The organism is Flindersiella endophytica (assembly GCF_054779015.1).
In genome coordinates this window covers 190,163-204,631 of the sequence record NZ_BAAGYY010000036.1, presented here as the reverse complement: position 1 = coordinate 204,631, position 14,469 = coordinate 190,163, and the positions used below count along the sequence as shown (strand labels likewise).

Below are 14,469 nucleotides of genomic sequence, written 5' to 3'. Positions count from 1 at the left end.
TCCGGCAACCCCGGCCATCCCTCCCTGCGTGTGAGATGCACAGGGAGGGATGCGCACGTGGATCGATACGAGGGGTTCCGCGAGTTCGTCGCGGCACGCGGGCAGGCGCTGACGCGTGCCGCGTACCTGCTTACCGGCGATCAGCATCTCGCCGAGGACCTGCTGCAGAACGTCCTGAGCCGGGTCGCCGGCCGGTGGGAACGCCTGCGCGCGAAGGGCAGTCCAGAGGCGTACATCCGTACGTCCCTCTATCGCGAGTACGTCTCCTGGTTGCGACGCAAGCCCAACTCGGAGATTCCGACCGAGGTGCTGCCCGAGCCGGCGTCCAGCTCCGCCGCCACCGACTTCACCGACCTGACGACGCTGCGGCTGAGCCTGGAGCGCGCGCTCGGCAAGCTGACCAGGCAGCAGCGGGCGGTGATCCTCCTGAGGTTCTACGAGGACCTCAGCGAAGCCGACGCCGCCCGGGTCATGGGGTGCTCGGTCGGCACGATCAAGAGCCAGACCCACCGGGCGCTGGCCCGGCTGCGCGCGGTCGCACCAGAGCTGGCGACTCTCGTGACCGGTGCCGAATCCCAGCCGGTAGCGGCCCGAACCGCCCAGGAGTGTGCCGGATGACCGATCTGAAGGACCTGCTGGACGCGGTGGCCGACCGGGCCGGACCGATCGACGACCTGGCCGACCGCGCGGTGAGCGGTGCGATCCGGCGCCGGCGTCGCGCGATGATCGCCGCACCACTGATGGCGGCGGCCGTGGCCGCGGCCGCGTTGCTGATCCCGAACCAGCTCCAGAACCGTGGCCTGGAGCCCGTACGCCCCACACCCACCTCGACCGCCAGGCCGGTCGCCGGAGTTCCCCAGGTCGACATCCGTGCCCAGGACCAGCCGGCCCTGCCCGCCAGGATCGACCAGCCCGCCGTACTCGCCTATGCCACCGCCTGCACGGGCAACTCCTGCGCGAACCCGTGGCGGCTCCTGACCGCGGACGGCAAGCAGTGGAACGTCACCGGCGCCGCGGGGAACGGCCTCGACTCAGGGGCCGTGGCGGTCGCTCCGAACGGGAAACGGATCGCCTACCTGAGCGAGCACGAGAGCAACGGGTCGGGCTATCTGGTCGTGCGCGACCTGGCATCGGGCGACGTCGACCGGCCGCTGGAGTTCCCGCAGGGAGTGATCCACCGGTACAGGGTGTCGATCTCCTGGTCGCCGGACGGCCGCTGGCTCGGCATCGACTACTCGCTCCCGCGGGAGCCCGGCGAGAACACCCGCGAAGCGGCTCTCGTCGACACGACCACGATGGCGACGTATCCACTGTCCGAAGCGTGTTGCCTGGCCGGCCTGCCAGGCCGTGAGGCCGGCTGGCTCCCGCTGGTGCCGCAGCCCACGGGCCAGGCCGGTCACGAGCGGACGCTGCGGCTGAACTGGTCCGGGGACGTCACCGGCGAGCTGCCGGCCGCCACCGAAGGGGTCGTCGCCAGCGGCTCGAACCGGAGCCAGATCTCGCCGGACGGCTCGATGCTCGCGACGCTCGACTTTCGGGACGGCGTGGGCGAGCTCGACCTCGTGGACACGACGTCCGGCGAAGTCTCCACCCGCCGGCGCCTGGACGGGTTGGACGCGGCCGGCGAAGCGACGGCCGAGCTGCTGGGCTGGTCCGGTCCGCACACGGTACTCACGCTGTTCGGCGGGAACGGCCCGGCGGGTGTCTACTCGATCGACGTCCGGGACGGGACCGCCCGGCTCACCTACCAGCTCAACCGGCGGCCGGAGCGGTTGAGCGTGGCCGGAAGAGCTCCGGCAGGGGGATCCAGATGACGAACCGCCGTGCCCTCGGAGGGCTGGCCGCCGTACTGCTGCTCGCGACGGTGCTCGTGCCCGTACTCGTCGACCGGGTCGAACACATGTCGACGCGCGATCCGGCCGCGGCCAGGCCGACCGCGAGCATGGTCTCCGTCCTGCGGCTTCCGACCGCCGCACCGCCGACCGGCCGGCGCTCGGTGCCCACACCGACGGCCACGGCATCACGTCCGCCGCGGGCCAAGCTGGGACCGCGTGGCACCGGTGCCGCAGGTGAGATCCGGTTCCCGCGTACCGCACCGCCGTTGCCTGACCGTGGCGTGCCGCCCGGCGTGCTCGCGTACAGCACGAGCTGCGCCGACGCCACGAAGCCGTGCTGGTCGTGGCGGCTGCTGGACTGGAAGGGCAAGCACTGGACGTTGCAGTCGGCGACCGCGGTCTCGCTCTCGCCGAACGGCCGGCGGCTCGTGTACTTCCAGCCTGACGGCCGGTTCGTCGTACGCGACCTGAGCTCGGGCGCGGTCGACCAGCCCGTGCTGGTCCCCCGGCAAGCACTGGATCAGCTCGACCCGCATGTGACCTGGTCGCCGAACGGCCGCTGGCTCACGATCGACTACCAGGCCGTTCTCACGTCCGGCGCGCACCGGCGGGCGATCCTGGTCGACACGACGAGAATGCGCGCCCGGACGCTCGGCATCGACTGCTGTGTCGCCGGCCTGCAGCCGACCGGGGACTGGCTGCTCACCTACGACCTGTACGGATCGCAGCCGAACGTCTTCCAGCTGGAGGACGTGGCCACCGGGCGAACCGTCCGCACGATCGATCCGGAGGAGCTGTACGGCCAGCGCTGGGCCAAGGGCCGGACCGGCTATCCCCTGTCGCCGGACGGCAAGCAGTTCGCGATCTTCCTCTGGGACCGCGAGGCCGGCACCCACGGGCTCGGGCTGGTCGACACCGCTACCGGAGAGGTGGCGGGCCGGCACGAGCTCCGCGCGGAGGGCGTCGCCTGGGGCGACCTGATCGGCTGGCCCGATGTGCGTACCGTCGCGGTCACGACCGAGGGCGGCGGGCAGGTGCTGACCTACGACGTCCAGACCCGGAAGCTCCGCGCCGCGTACACGTTCGCGACCCCGCCGGACCGCCTGACGGTTGCCGTTTCCCTGGTGCGAGCACAATAGGTCGGGTGATCGTCGACTGTGGCATCTATCGCGAGGGCAAGCGCGTAGCGAGCCCGAACAACGTCGATGCCGCGGCCGAGGCGATCCACCACGACACCGAGGTGTTCTGCTGGCTCGGCCTCCACGCGCCCGACGAGTCCGAGCTCGGCAAGGTGGCCCAGGCGTTCGACCTCCATGAGCTGGCCGTCGAGGACGCGCTGGAGGCCCACCAGCGCCCGAAGCTCGAGCGCTACGGCGAGATGCTGTTCATGGTGCTGAAGACGCTCTGGTACGACGACACGAAGTCCGAGGTCGGCGCCGGCGAGATCCTGGTCTTCGTCGGCAAGAACTTCGTCGTGACGGTCCGGCACGGCGAGGGCTCGGAGCTCCGGCACACCCGGGCCGAGCTGGAGCAGCGTGCGTCGGTGCTCGGGCACGGTCCGACGGCAGTGCTCTACGCCATCTGCGACCACGTCGTCGACGAGTACGCCGAAATCGCCGCCGAGCTCGAGATCGACGTCGACGACATCGAGCAGTCGGTGTTCTCGTCCGAGCGCACCAGCGACGCGCAGTCGATCTACCGGCTCAAGCGGCAGGTGCTGTTGTGCCGCAAGGCGGTGTTGCCACTGGCCGCGCCGATGGGCCGGCTGGCCGACGGCGGTGTGCAGGGTGTCCCGACCAAGACCGCGCCGTTCTTCCGCGACGTGGCCGACCACGTGATGCGCACCTCCGACCAGATCGACGCGATCGACGACCTGCTGACGTCGGCGCTGTCGGCACACATGGCCAGTGTCAGCGTGCAGCAGAACGAGGACATGCGGCGAATCTCGGCCTGGGTCGCGATCGTGGCGGTCCCGACGATGATCGCCGGCGTCTACGGCATGAACTTCACCTACATGCCCGAGCTGAAGTGGAAGCTCGGCTATCCGGGCGTGATGGTGGTCATGGTGGTCGCGTGCTTCGTCCTGCACCGGCTGTTCAAGCGCGCGGGCTGGCTGTAAGTGACCGCCGTCATCGAGCTCGCGGACGTCGCCCGGCATTTCGGGGTCCGGGGTCGCCCCCGAAGTGAGCACAGCGGTGAGGTTCGGGCTGTCGACGGCGTCACGCTGTCGATCGCGCCCGGCGAGGTGGTCGGGCTGCTCGGGCACAACGGCGCCGGCAAGACCACGCTGGTCCGCGTGATCGCGGGACTGCTGACACCGACCGCGGGCTCGGTGCGGGTGACCGGGCTGGATCCGGTGGCCGACGGAATCGCCGTCCGCCGCAAGCTCGGTGTGCTGCCTACCGGGTCGTTCCTGGACCTGCGGCTCACGGCACGGCGCAACCTGGAGTTCGCCGCCGACCTGTTCGGGCTCCCGCGCGCGGAGATGCCCGGCCGGATCGAGGCGGCGCTGGCGGAGTTCGAACTCGCCGACCGTGCCGACGACAAGGTAGAGGGGTTCAGCGCCGGCATGCGGCAGCGCCTCGCGCTGGCCCGCGTCCTCCTGCCGGAGCCGGAGATCCTGCTGCTCGACGAGCCGTCGGCGGCGCTCGACCCACTGGCCGTACGCATGGTTCGCGAGCTGATCGGTCGGCTGTCCAGGGACAGCGGGCGGACGGTCGTACTGTGCACCCACGACCTGGTCGAGGCTCAGCTGCTGTGCGACCGGGTGGTGGTGCTCGACCACGGCAAGGTGGCGGCGGCCGGCACGCCGGCCGAGCTGGCCGGTCGGCTCGCCACCGGCGCGGTCGACATCGAGGTGGCGCGCGAGGATGCCGGCGCGGCGCGCGAGCTGTTCGAGGGTCCGGTGTCCGAACTGTCCGGGGCCAACGGCAGCGGCACGGTCGTGCTGCGCGCTGCCGGGCCCGGCCGGGACGGGCTACCCGAACTGGTCCGCCGGCTGGCGATCGGCGGCGTCCGGATCTACGGCGTCCGGCCGCACGAGCCGAGCCTCGAAGAGGTCTACGTGGCTTTGTACGAGCGGTCCGGCTCGCCTGCCGGGAGCGAGCGGTGAACTGGCGGGCGATCTGGGCCATCGTGCTCCGCGACCTGCGGGTCGTACGCGGCAGCCGGGCCGTGATGGGCCCGCTGCTGATCATGCCGACGCTGTTCGTGGTCGTCTTCCCGTTGCTGGCCGGCCTGATCGCCCGCGTCGCCGTGCCACCGGGTGACCTGGCCGAGCTGACGCAGTCCGCGCCGCCGCAACTGCTGGACAGCCTGCCCGGGTCGAGCGGTGCGAAGGTCGCGGCGTTCTTCCTGATCTACCTGCTGCCGCCGTTCACGCTGATCGTTCCGCTGGTGGTCGTGATGGTCCTCGCCACCGACGCGGTGGCCGGCGAACGGGAGCGCGGCACGCTGGAGGCGCTGCTGCTCGCACCCGTCACCGACCGCGAGCTGCTGGTCGCCAAGCTCGGCAGCGCGCTCATACCCGCGCTCGCGGTCTCGGCCGGGAGCCAGCTGATCTACCTGCTGATCAGCGACGTGATGATGTGGCCGATCGCGCACGGTCCCCTGCTGCCCACGCTGCACTGGCTGCTGATCGCCGGCTGGCTCGGGCCCGCGTTGAGCGCCGCGGCGCTCTCACTCGCGGTGCTGATCTCCGCCCGTTCGCGCACCGTTCAGGGTGCGCAGCAGATCGCCGGCCTCGCCGTCCTGCCGACGGTCGCGCTGGTGGTCGGTCAGTTCACGGGCCTGTTGTTCCTCAGCACCTGGCTCAGCCTCCTCACCGGCCTGGCGTTCCTGGCCGTGGCCGTGCTCCTGGTGCGGTTCGGCGCCCGCGCGCTGACCCGGGACCGGCTCGGCCCTCGCCTCACCTGACCGGCCGGTGACAGCTTCCTGCCGGAACGCTTCACGCCGCAACAAATCTGCGCGAACGTGAAAAGCATGGACAAGCTCTCACGTCGCCGACTACTGCAGGCCGGAACCGTGATCACTGGCCTGGCGGTGGCCGGAGCACCCGCCCTGACCGGTACCGCGCACGCTGCCGCCGCACCCCGGGTCTACACCCGCGCGGAGTGGAGCGCACGCCCGCCGTGCGCGCCCGCCCAGGTGCTCGCCACTCCGCCCGACCACATCGTCGTCCATCACACGGCCAGCGCGAACAGCACCGACTACTCGTTGAACCAGGCGTTCGCGTTGTCGCACTGGATCCAGGACCTGCACATGGACACCAACGGGTGGTGCGACTCCGGACAGCAGCTCACGATCAGCCGGGGCGGGTACGTCATGGAGGGCCGCAACCGCAGCCTGGAGGCGATCAACTCCGGCCGGCACTGCGTGGGCGCCCAGACGGCCAACCACAACAGCCACACGATCGGCATCGAGAACGAAGGCCTCTACACCGACGTCGACACCACGGTCGCGCTGTTCGACTCGCTGGTGGCCACCTGCGCCTGGCTGTGCACTGTCTACGGCCTCGATCCGCACGAGGGAATCGTCGGACATCGCGACTACGTCAACACGCAGTGCCCGGGTGACGTGCTGTACGCACGGCTCCCCGAGCTGCGCGACAGGGTGGCCGCGGCGCTCTGACGTCAAGCTGCCCCTACTAGCGTGGCGGCCGTGCCGCTGTTCTCCTCACCCGAAGGCCCGACGCTGGCCGAGCTCGCCAGGCAGGCGCTGTCGTCCACGCAGCGCGGCTACGACCTGCTCGCACCGAAGTTCGACCACACGGCGTTCCGTACGCCCGACCTCGTCCTGGACGCGACCGCCCGTGCTCTGCTCGACCTGGGGCCGTTCACCAACGGTCTCGACCTGTGCACGGGTACCGGCGCGGGCGTCGAGCACGTCCTGCGGCGAGTCTGCGCGGGCCAGCCCACCGGCGTGGACTTCAGTGCCGGCATGCTCGAGCGCGCGCGCCTGGTCGTCCCCGGATCGACTCGCTGGGTACAGGCCGACGCGATGGCGCTGCCGTTCCAGGCGGCGTTCGACCTGGTGGTGAGCTTCGGGGCGTTCGGTCACTTCCTGCCAGAGGAACGGCCGGCGCTGTTCGGGCAGGTGCACGCGGTGCTGCGACCGGGTGGGCTGTTCGCGTTCCCGATCGGCGGACCGCCACGGGTGGGGTCGCGGGCCTACTGGGTCACCCTGGCCTTCGACTCCGCGATGCGCGTGCGCAACGCCCTGTGGCGCCCGCGCTTCATCATGTACTACCGCACCTGGAGCCTCAACGACGTCTGCCGCGACCTGGCCGAGGCCGGCTTCGAGGTCGGCACGCTCCCCCTCGACGACCTCGGCCGGCGCTCCGACGGCAGTCCGCGCTGCCGGCTGCTGGTCGCCCGGAAGCGTCCTACTCGAACGGCGTGATCACGCCGAAGGCGAGCAGCACCAGGACCGCGGTTCCGAGCAGCACGCGGTACAGCACGAACGGCGTGAAGCTGTGCTTCTTGATCCACGCCATGAAGAACGCGATCACGGCGTAGCCCACGAAGAAGCACACGATCGTCGCGACGATCGTGGGACCCCAGGCCGGTGAGTTCTCGCCACCGATGTCGAGCAGCTCCAGCGCACCCGAGGCCACCACGGCCGGGATCGCCAGCAGGAAGGAGTACTTCGCCGCCGCCTCCCGGGTGTAGCCCAGCAGCAGGCCACCAGTGATCGTGCCACCCGACCGCGACACACCGGGGATCAGCGCCAGCGCCTGCGCGCACCCGAACAACAACGCGTCCCGCCAGGTCAGGTCGCGCAACTTCTTGCGGTTCTTGGCGTAGTGGTCGGCGAACCCGAGGATCGCCGCGAACACGATCAGCGCGATCGAGACGTAGACCAGCGACCGCAGCGCGGTCTCGATCGTGTCCTGGAAGAGGTAGCCGAGGATGCCGATCGGCAGTGTCCCGACGATGATGAACCAGCCCATCCGGGCATCGGGATGCTTGCGTACGTCCTTCTTGAACAGTGCGATCGTCCAGTGCTTGATGATCGACCAGATGTCCTTGCGGAAGTACAGCAGGACGGCCGTCTCCGTGCCGAGCTGGATCACCGCCGTGAACGCCGCCCCCGGATCTCCCCAGCCGGCCAGCGCACCGGCGATCCTGATGTGCGCACTCGATGAGATCGGCAGGAACTCCGTCAGCCCCTGCAGCAATCCCAGCAGGATCGCCTCGATGTATCCGACGTCGTGGACCACGCGTTACCCTCCCAGACCTGACGCCGCCAGGACGTCGGCCATTGTCCGCAAGGTTTGCACCGAATCTTCCGGAGTCGACCCGAACGGCAGGACCGAGATCGTGGTGACGCCTGCCTCCGCGTACGCGTGCAGGCGGTCGGCGATCCGCTCGGGCGGGCCGAGCAGTGCGGTGCGGTCGATGAACTCCTGCGGCACCGCGGCCATCGCGTCCCGGTAGTTGCCGGCCAGGTAGAGCTCCTGGACCTGCTTTGCCTGCTCGCCGTAGCCCATCCGAACGGCGAGCGCGTTGTAGAAGTTCTGTTTGCGGCTGCCCATGCCGCCGAGGTAGAGCGCGGTGTAGCCGCGTACGGGCTCCGCGCACGCCTCGAGGTCGTCGCCGATCACGACGGGAACCGTCGCCACGGCGTCGAAGGCGGAGTCGTGCTTGCCGGCCTTGGCCCGGCCTGCGGCGACGTGGCCGAGGCTCTCCGACGCCTGCTCCGGCGCGACGAACACGCCGAGCCAGCCGTCGGCGATCTCACCGGCGAGCTCGAGGTTGGCCGGCCCGACGGCGGCGAGGTAGATCGGCAGGTCGGGACGCTTGGGCCGCAACGCGAGCTTCAGCGGCTTACCGGGACCGTCCGGCAACGGCAGCGTGATGTGCTGGCCCTCGTGCTGGACGGTCTCGCGGCGCAGCACCGAGCGGACCACCTCGACGTACTCCCGGGTGCGGCCGAGCGGCTTGGCGAACGGCATGCCGTACCAGCCCTCCGAGACCTGCGGGCCCGAGACGCCGAGGCCGAGGCGGAACCGGCCGTCGGTCAGCAGGTCGAGCGTCGCGGCCGTCATGCCGGTCATCGCAGCCTGCCGGGCCGGGATCTGCAGGACGGCGGCACCGAGATCGATGCGCTGCGTGCGGCCCGCGAGGTAGCCCAGCACGCTCACGGCGTCCGAGCCGTACGCCTCGGCGACCCATGCCGAGTCGTACCCCAGCCGGTCCGACTCCTCGACCAGGAGGAACTGGTTTCCGGGTCCGCCGGGGCTCCAGTAACCGAGCGTCAGGCCAAGGCGCATAGCGATCGCCCCTCCAGTCGTGGTACTCAGGTCATGTCTTGGGCACAGCCGAACCGTCGGGTGAGCCTAACGGCCCACACCGACCGACTAGTCTCGACCCGTGCAGCAGCGTTACTTGGGACGGACCGGTCTCCGGGTCTCCCGCCTCGCGCTCGGCACGATGACCTGGGGCCGCGACACCGACCAGCACGAAGCGCGCGACCAGCTCGTCGCGTTCGCGGAGGCAGGTGGCACGTTGATCGACACCGCGGCGAGCTATGCCGACGGTGACAGCGAGCGGGTGCTCGGCGGGCTCGTCGGCAGCGTCGTCGCGCGCGAGGACCTGGTGATCGCGACCAAGGCGGGCATCCAGCGCTTTCGCGGTGGCCGCGTGATCGACCTGTCCCGGCGTACGTTGCTCGACCAGCTCGACGACTCGCTGCGACGGCTCCGGCTCGACCACGTCGACCTGTGGCAGGTCCATGCATGGAGCGACGCGGCACCGCTGGAGGAGACGCTTACGGCGCTCGACTACGCCGTGACCAGCGGCCGGGCCCGTTACGTCGGCGTGTCGAACTACTCCGGGTGGCAGACGGCACGGGCCGCGACGCACCAGCTCGGCTGGCCGGACCGCGCGCCGATCGCGTCGGTGCAGGTGGAGTACTCCCTCCTGCAGCGCGGCATCGAACGCGAGGTGCTGCCGGCGACGGCGTCGCTCGGGCTCGGCGTACTCCCCTGGTCGCCGCTGGGGCGTGGCGTGCTGACCGGCAAGTACCGCATGGGCACGCCCGCCGACTCGCGGGCGGCGTCGCCGCACTTCGAGCGGTTCGTCGGCGTCTACCTCGACAAGCGTGCGTACCGCATCGTCGACGCGGTGTGCCGGGCCGCCGAAGGGCTGGGGATGTCGCCGCTGGAGGTGGCGCTGGCCTGGGTACGCGACCGGCCGGGCGTCACCGCACCGGTCGTCGGCGCGCGGACGGCGGCCCAGTTGTCGGGCTCGCTCACCGTGGAGGACGTGGAGCTGCCGGCCGAGATCACCGCGGCCCTCGACGACGTGTCGGCGATCGACCTCGGATATCCGGAGCGGGTGTGAGATACGACAACTTGTACAGCGCCTACGCGGCGTCCGCCAAGGTGCAGGAGCTTTACGCCACGGCGTTCGACGACAGGTTGCCGGCCGAGGTGGAGCCGTTCTCGTTCGTTCCGGCGGACGGTATGCGGCTGGTTGCCTCACGGTTGGCGCTCGGCAGGGGTGACCGGCTGCTCGACCTGGCTTGCGGCCGGGGCGGCCCCGGCATGTGGGTGGCCCGCGAAGCCGGCGCGTCGTTGCTCGGCGTGGACCCGTCTTCGGTCGCGGTCGCGCATGCTCGCGAGCGGCGCGCGCTGTTCGGGATGGAGGTGCGCGCCGAGTTCACCATCGGAGCGTTCGGCGAGTTGGAGGCGGCTGGGGTCGCCGACGAGAGCGTCGACGGCGTGCTGTGCATCGACTCGATCCAGTTCGCGCCCGACCTGGAAGCGACGCTCGCCGACATCCTGCGAGCGTTGCGGTCCGGGGGTCGGCTGGCCGTGACGTGCTGGGAGGGAAGCTTCAAGTTTCCGGCTCGGCTGGGCGAGCAACTCACCGCCGCCGGCTTCGTCGATGTCCAGACCACCGAGCACCCGGAGTGGCTGGAGCACCAGCGTGCGCTCCACCGGGCGACGCTGGCTGTCGACCCGCAGGAGATCGACGACGATGACGTCGGTTTGCGGAACTTGCGCGCAGAAGCCGAGCTCGCCCTGCCGATGCTGGAACGGCTCCACCGGGTGCTCGTCGCCGGCCGGCGACCTGCGAAGCCATGAGCTTCGACGGCGCGTTCACGAACTACGCCCGGGCAGGTACACAGCTCCGCGAGCTGTTCACCACCGTGTTCGACGAGACGCTGCCGGCGGAGGTCGAGCCGTTCTCGTTCGTCCCGCTCGACGGGTTGCGGCTGATCGCCGACCGGCTCGAGCTGGGCGAGGGTGACCGGCTGCTGGACCTGGCGTGTGGTCGAGGCGGGCCTGGCCTGTGGGTGGCCCGCGAGACCGGCGCGACGCTGGTCGGCGTGGACCCGTCCTCGGTCGCGGTCGCGCATGCCCGCGAGCGGCGCGCGCTGTTCGGGCTCGAGAACCGCGCCAGGTTCACCGTCGGGGAGTTCGGAGAGCTGGGCGCTGCCGGCTTCGCCGATGCTTCGGTCGACGGTGTGCTGTGCGTGGACGCGGTGCAGTTCGCGCCCGACCTACCCGCGGCACTGGCCGACGTCCACCGCGTACTCCGCCCCGGAAAGCATCTGGCGCTCACGATCTGGGACGGTCCGCGCGGCGAAGCCGGCCGATACCCCGACCGGCTCGAGCAGCGACTGGACGAGGCCGGCTTCACCGGCGTCGAGGTGACCGAACATCCCGAGTGGGAGGTGCGCCGCCGGGCTCTCTACGAGGCCGCCCTCGCGCTCGACTCTCGCGACGACCAAGCACTGGCCGCCTTCCAGGCGGAAGCCACGATTGCGCTCCCTCGCATGCCCGTCACGCGGCGGTTGCTGATCTCGGCCGGGAAAGGACAGGCCGGGTAGCGGCAAGGTGGCCGCGAGGTGGCCTAGGCGTGCCACCATGGAGCGATGGCGAGCAGTAGCGAGTACGAAATAGAGAAGCTGCGGCTGCCGCGCACACTGTCCCGCCGGGTGGTGCGGCAGCTCTTGGTAGACCGGGCGGAATATGCCGGATGGGAACTGGACCGCATGCGGGTCTATCCCGACGGCCAGCGGGTGGTCACGTTGAAACGCAAGATCATCCGCGCCAGGAAGACAACGACCTACCTCCCCGGCTCGCACATCTTCGGCTAGACCGCGAAGGCGGCCGGCCGCTACGCACCTCCCACCGGCTTTCCGGTGTGTCCCGGCGCCTATGCGCTGTCCAGGAACCTGTCCAGTACGCGCGCCCCGAACTCCAGGCTGTCGGTCGGCACCCGCTCGTCGATCCCGTGGAACATGCCCACGAAGTCGAGCTCCGGCGGCAGCTTCAGCGGCGCGAACCCGAAGCAGCGGATCCCCAGCCGGGCCCAGGCCTTGGCGTCCGTACCGCCCGACATGAGGTACGGGATCGCGCGTGCTGCCGGATCTTCCGACAGCAGTGACGTCTTCATGGCCTCGACCAGCGCGCCCGAGAACTCCGTCTCCGGCGCGGAGTCGTAGTTGACCATCTCGCGGGTGATCTTGTCGCCGATCAGCTCGTCGACCGTCGCCAGCAGCTCGTCGTCGCCACCGGGTACGAACCGGCCGTCGATCGCCGCGACGGCTTCGCCGGGGATGACGTTGTGCTTGTAGCCGGCCTGCAGCATCGTCGGGTTCGTGCTGTTGCGCAGGGTGTTGGCGATCATCCGCGACACCGAGCCCAGCTTCGAGAGCGTTGCCGAAAGCTCGGCCTCGTCGGTCGACAGGTCGATGCCAACCGCGTCGGAGACCGCGGCCAGGAACTCCTTCGAGCTCTGCGTGAGCCGCAGCGGCCACTGGTGCTGGCCGATCCGCGCGACGGCCTGCGCCAGCTCGGTGATGGCGTTGTCGTCGTTGCGCATCGAGCCGTGCCCGGCGGTGCCACGCGCCCGCAGCTTCATCCAGGCCATGCCCTTCTCGGCGGTCTGGATGAGGTAGAGCCGCAGGTCGTCGCGGATCGTCAGGGAGTAGCCGCCGACCTCGCCGATCGCCTCGGTGCAGCCTTCGAGCGTCTCGGGGTGCTGCTCGACCAGCCAGTGCGCGCCCTTACGTCCTCCAGCCTCCTCGTCGGCCGTGAACGCGAGCACGACCGGCCGGCGCGGCGCGTGCCCGGACCTCCGGCGAGCCCGGACGACCGACAGCACCATCGCGTCGAAGTCCTTCATGTCGACCGCGCCACGACCCCACAGGCAGCCCTCACGGATCTCACCGGCGAACGGGTCGGCGCTCCAGTCCTCGGCCATCGCGGGGACCACGTCGGTGTGGCCGTGCACCAGCAGCGCGTCGGCGGCCGGGTCGGCGCCCTCCCAGCGCGCGACAACGGTCGTCCGGCCGGGCTCCGACTCGTACAGCTCGGGCTCGAGACCGACCTCGGAGAGCTTCTCCGCGACGTACTCCGCGGCCTTGCGCTCGCCCGGCCCCTGGTCGTCGCCGTAGTTGGAGGTGTCGATCCGGATCAGGTCGCGGCACAGCTCGACGACTTCGGCGTCGGGTGCGTACGGTTTGCGCAGGTCTTCGGCCATGGGCTCCATTATGCGCGGAGGCCGGTGTTCACCAGATCGACCAGCTTCGGCAAGCAGGCTTTGATGCCGAGCGGGCCCCCGATCGAGAAAGCGCTGGAGACCGCGCCGCCCTCGGTGCTGGTGTCGATCGTCGCAGGTCCGGGCCAGATCCGCCGAACGACCGGCTCCGGGCCGGGAACCTCGGCCGGCTCTGGTCGAGCCTCCGATCCGGCGGGGTGCGCGGGCTGGTGGTGACCGGCAACGCCGACTCCGCTGCCGCGCTGCGGCGCTTCCTCGACCGGTTGCCCGACGCCGCGGTGACGTTGTGCCGGCTGCGGGCGGAACGCGACGACCTACGCGGCCGGTATGTCGAGCGCGGCCTCTTCCCCGGCGCACTCGACCGCGCCCTCGAGGACGCGGAGGCCATGGACACCGCGCACTTCGCCGAGCTGAGTGTGGATACGAGCGGCATGGACATCGTGGCCGCTGCCACCTCCGTACTGACGCGCACCGGATGGTCGCCGGCCGGCGAGGGCTGGGCCATCGAGGAGACCGATCCTGACGTCGAGCCGCAGGACGTTCGGGCGGAGCCCCCCACCCCGCTGCTGTGGCTGTGCGGTCCGCGCTGTGTCGGGAAGAAGGCGGCGGGGTTCACCATCGCGGCCACGTTGTGGCGGGCGGGGATCAACGCCGCGTTCGTCGATCTGGCCCAGCTCGGCTACCACGGGCCCAGCGGCAACGCGGACGCGCACGAGCTCACAGCGGCGAACCTCGGAGCGGTCTGGCGCGGGTTCCGGGAGGCCGGCGCCCCGTGCGTCGTCGTCTCCGGTGAACTCGACGAGCCCGGCCTGCTGCCCCTCTACGCCGCGGCGCTGCCAGGCTCCCGCCTGACCCTCTGCCGGCTCGTCGCCGGGGCGGAGCAGCTCACCGAGCGCGTACTCGGCAGTGCACGCTCCCAGGGCCCCGGCATCCCCAACCCCCTGAAAGGCAGGAGCGACGCCGAGCTGCGCTCGATCGCCCGCCAGGCTTACGAAACCCAGCAACGGCTCGAGCGAACCGGCGCGGCGGACGGGCTCCGCATCGACACCAGTGGGCTCACGGTCCCGGAGGTCGCCGGTGCGGTGACGGCGCAGGTGGGCGGCTGGCCGCGGCCGTAG

17 protein-coding genes are annotated in these 14,469 nt (G+C 70.7%); 14 read left to right on the top strand and 3 right to left on the bottom strand.

Annotated elements, in window-relative coordinates:
• Positions 1 to 57: 57 nt before the first annotated feature.
• The 8 genes from ACYVF6_RS39445 (at position 58) to ACYVF6_RS39410 (ending at position 7,235) form a co-directional block, all read left to right on the top strand.
• The gene (locus ACYVF6_RS39445) at positions 58 to 618 is read left to right on the top strand and encodes a SigE family RNA polymerase sigma factor (protein ID WP_460529639.1); all 561 of its coding nucleotides are present in this window, start codon (positions 58 to 60) and stop codon (positions 616 to 618) included.
• A complete protein-coding gene (locus ACYVF6_RS39440) occupies positions 615 to 1,814 on the top strand; it encodes a WD40 repeat domain-containing protein (RefSeq protein WP_460529636.1) in 1,200 nt (399 codons plus the stop codon). The genes ACYVF6_RS39445 and ACYVF6_RS39440 overlap by 4 nt, the downstream gene beginning before the upstream one ends.
• Positions 1,811 to 2,974, top strand: coding sequence for a WD40 repeat domain-containing protein (locus ACYVF6_RS39435; RefSeq protein ID WP_460529633.1), 1,164 nt, complete (start codon positions 1,811 to 1,813; stop codon positions 2,972 to 2,974). Before ACYVF6_RS39440 ends, ACYVF6_RS39435 begins: the two co-directional genes overlap by 4 nt.
• A 5-nt stretch (positions 2,975 to 2,979) precedes the next feature.
• A complete protein-coding gene (gene corA / locus ACYVF6_RS39430; protein ID WP_460529630.1) occupies positions 2,980 to 3,954 on the top strand; it encodes a magnesium and cobalt transport protein CorA in 975 nt (324 codons plus the stop codon).
• Positions 3,955 to 4,947, top strand: coding sequence for an ABC transporter ATP-binding protein (locus ACYVF6_RS39425; RefSeq protein ID WP_460529627.1), 993 nt, complete (start codon positions 3,955 to 3,957; stop codon positions 4,945 to 4,947).
• Positions 4,944 to 5,750 (top strand): ABC transporter permease family protein, encoded by an 807-nt coding sequence (locus ACYVF6_RS39420; RefSeq protein WP_460529624.1) that lies wholly within the window; start codon positions 4,944 to 4,946, stop codon positions 5,748 to 5,750. Before ACYVF6_RS39425 ends, ACYVF6_RS39420 begins: the two co-directional genes overlap by 4 nt.
• A 66-nt stretch (positions 5,751 to 5,816) precedes the next feature.
• A complete protein-coding gene (locus ACYVF6_RS39415; protein WP_460529621.1) occupies positions 5,817 to 6,464 on the top strand; it encodes a peptidoglycan recognition protein family protein in 648 nt (215 codons plus the stop codon).
• A 30-nt stretch (positions 6,465 to 6,494) separates the two neighbouring features.
• On the top strand, positions 6,495 to 7,235 hold the full coding sequence (locus ACYVF6_RS39410; RefSeq protein ID WP_460529618.1) for a class I SAM-dependent methyltransferase: 741 nt from the start codon (positions 6,495 to 6,497) through the stop codon (positions 7,233 to 7,235).
• Here ACYVF6_RS39410 and ACYVF6_RS39405 read toward each other — a convergent pair.
• Positions 7,219 to 8,055 (bottom strand): undecaprenyl-diphosphate phosphatase, encoded by an 837-nt coding sequence (locus ACYVF6_RS39405; RefSeq protein ID WP_460529615.1) that lies wholly within the window; start codon positions 8,053 to 8,055, stop codon positions 7,219 to 7,221. The genes ACYVF6_RS39410 and ACYVF6_RS39405 overlap by 17 nt on opposite strands.
• Positions 8,056 to 8,058: 3 nt before the next feature.
• The gene (locus ACYVF6_RS39400; protein WP_460529612.1) at positions 8,059 to 9,108 is read right to left on the bottom strand and encodes an LLM class oxidoreductase; all 1,050 of its coding nucleotides are present in this window, start codon (positions 9,106 to 9,108) and stop codon (positions 8,059 to 8,061) included.
• A 100-nt stretch (positions 9,109 to 9,208) separates the two neighbouring features.
• Between ACYVF6_RS39400 and ACYVF6_RS39395 the strand changes: the two genes are divergently transcribed.
• The 4 genes from ACYVF6_RS39395 to ACYVF6_RS39380 are packed head-to-tail and all read left to right on the top strand — an operon-like array spanning position 9,209 to position 11,945.
• Entirely contained in the window at positions 9,209 to 10,180 is a 972-nt protein-coding gene (locus ACYVF6_RS39395) for an aldo/keto reductase (RefSeq protein ID WP_460529609.1), read from the top strand.
• A complete protein-coding gene (locus ACYVF6_RS39390) occupies positions 10,177 to 10,926 on the top strand; it encodes a class I SAM-dependent methyltransferase (RefSeq protein WP_460529606.1) in 750 nt (249 codons plus the stop codon). The genes ACYVF6_RS39395 and ACYVF6_RS39390 overlap by 4 nt, the downstream gene beginning before the upstream one ends.
• The gene (locus ACYVF6_RS39385) at positions 10,923 to 11,675 is read left to right on the top strand and encodes a class I SAM-dependent methyltransferase (RefSeq protein WP_460529604.1); all 753 of its coding nucleotides are present in this window, start codon (positions 10,923 to 10,925) and stop codon (positions 11,673 to 11,675) included. The genes ACYVF6_RS39390 and ACYVF6_RS39385 overlap by 4 nt, the downstream gene beginning before the upstream one ends.
• 45 nt (positions 11,676 to 11,720) lie before the next feature.
• The gene (locus ACYVF6_RS39380; protein WP_460529601.1) at positions 11,721 to 11,945 is read left to right on the top strand and encodes a DUF5703 family protein; all 225 of its coding nucleotides are present in this window, start codon (positions 11,721 to 11,723) and stop codon (positions 11,943 to 11,945) included.
• Positions 11,946 to 12,004: 59 nt separating this feature from the next.
• Here ACYVF6_RS39380 and ACYVF6_RS39375 read toward each other — a convergent pair whose 3' ends face one another.
• On the bottom strand, positions 12,005 to 13,333 hold the full coding sequence (locus tag ACYVF6_RS39375; protein WP_460529598.1) for a M20/M25/M40 family metallo-hydrolase: 1,329 nt from the start codon (positions 13,331 to 13,333) through the stop codon (positions 12,005 to 12,007).
• Positions 13,334 to 13,396: 63 nt separating this feature from the next.
• Here ACYVF6_RS39375 and ACYVF6_RS39370 point away from each other — a divergent pair, with 63 nt between their 5' ends.
• Positions 13,397 to 13,567 (top strand): hypothetical protein, encoded by a 171-nt coding sequence (locus ACYVF6_RS39370; RefSeq protein ID WP_460529596.1) that lies wholly within the window; start codon positions 13,397 to 13,399, stop codon positions 13,565 to 13,567.
• Entirely contained in the window at positions 13,549 to 14,469 is a 921-nt protein-coding gene (locus ACYVF6_RS39365) for a hypothetical protein (protein ID WP_460529593.1), read from the top strand. The genes ACYVF6_RS39370 and ACYVF6_RS39365 overlap by 19 nt, the downstream gene beginning before the upstream one ends.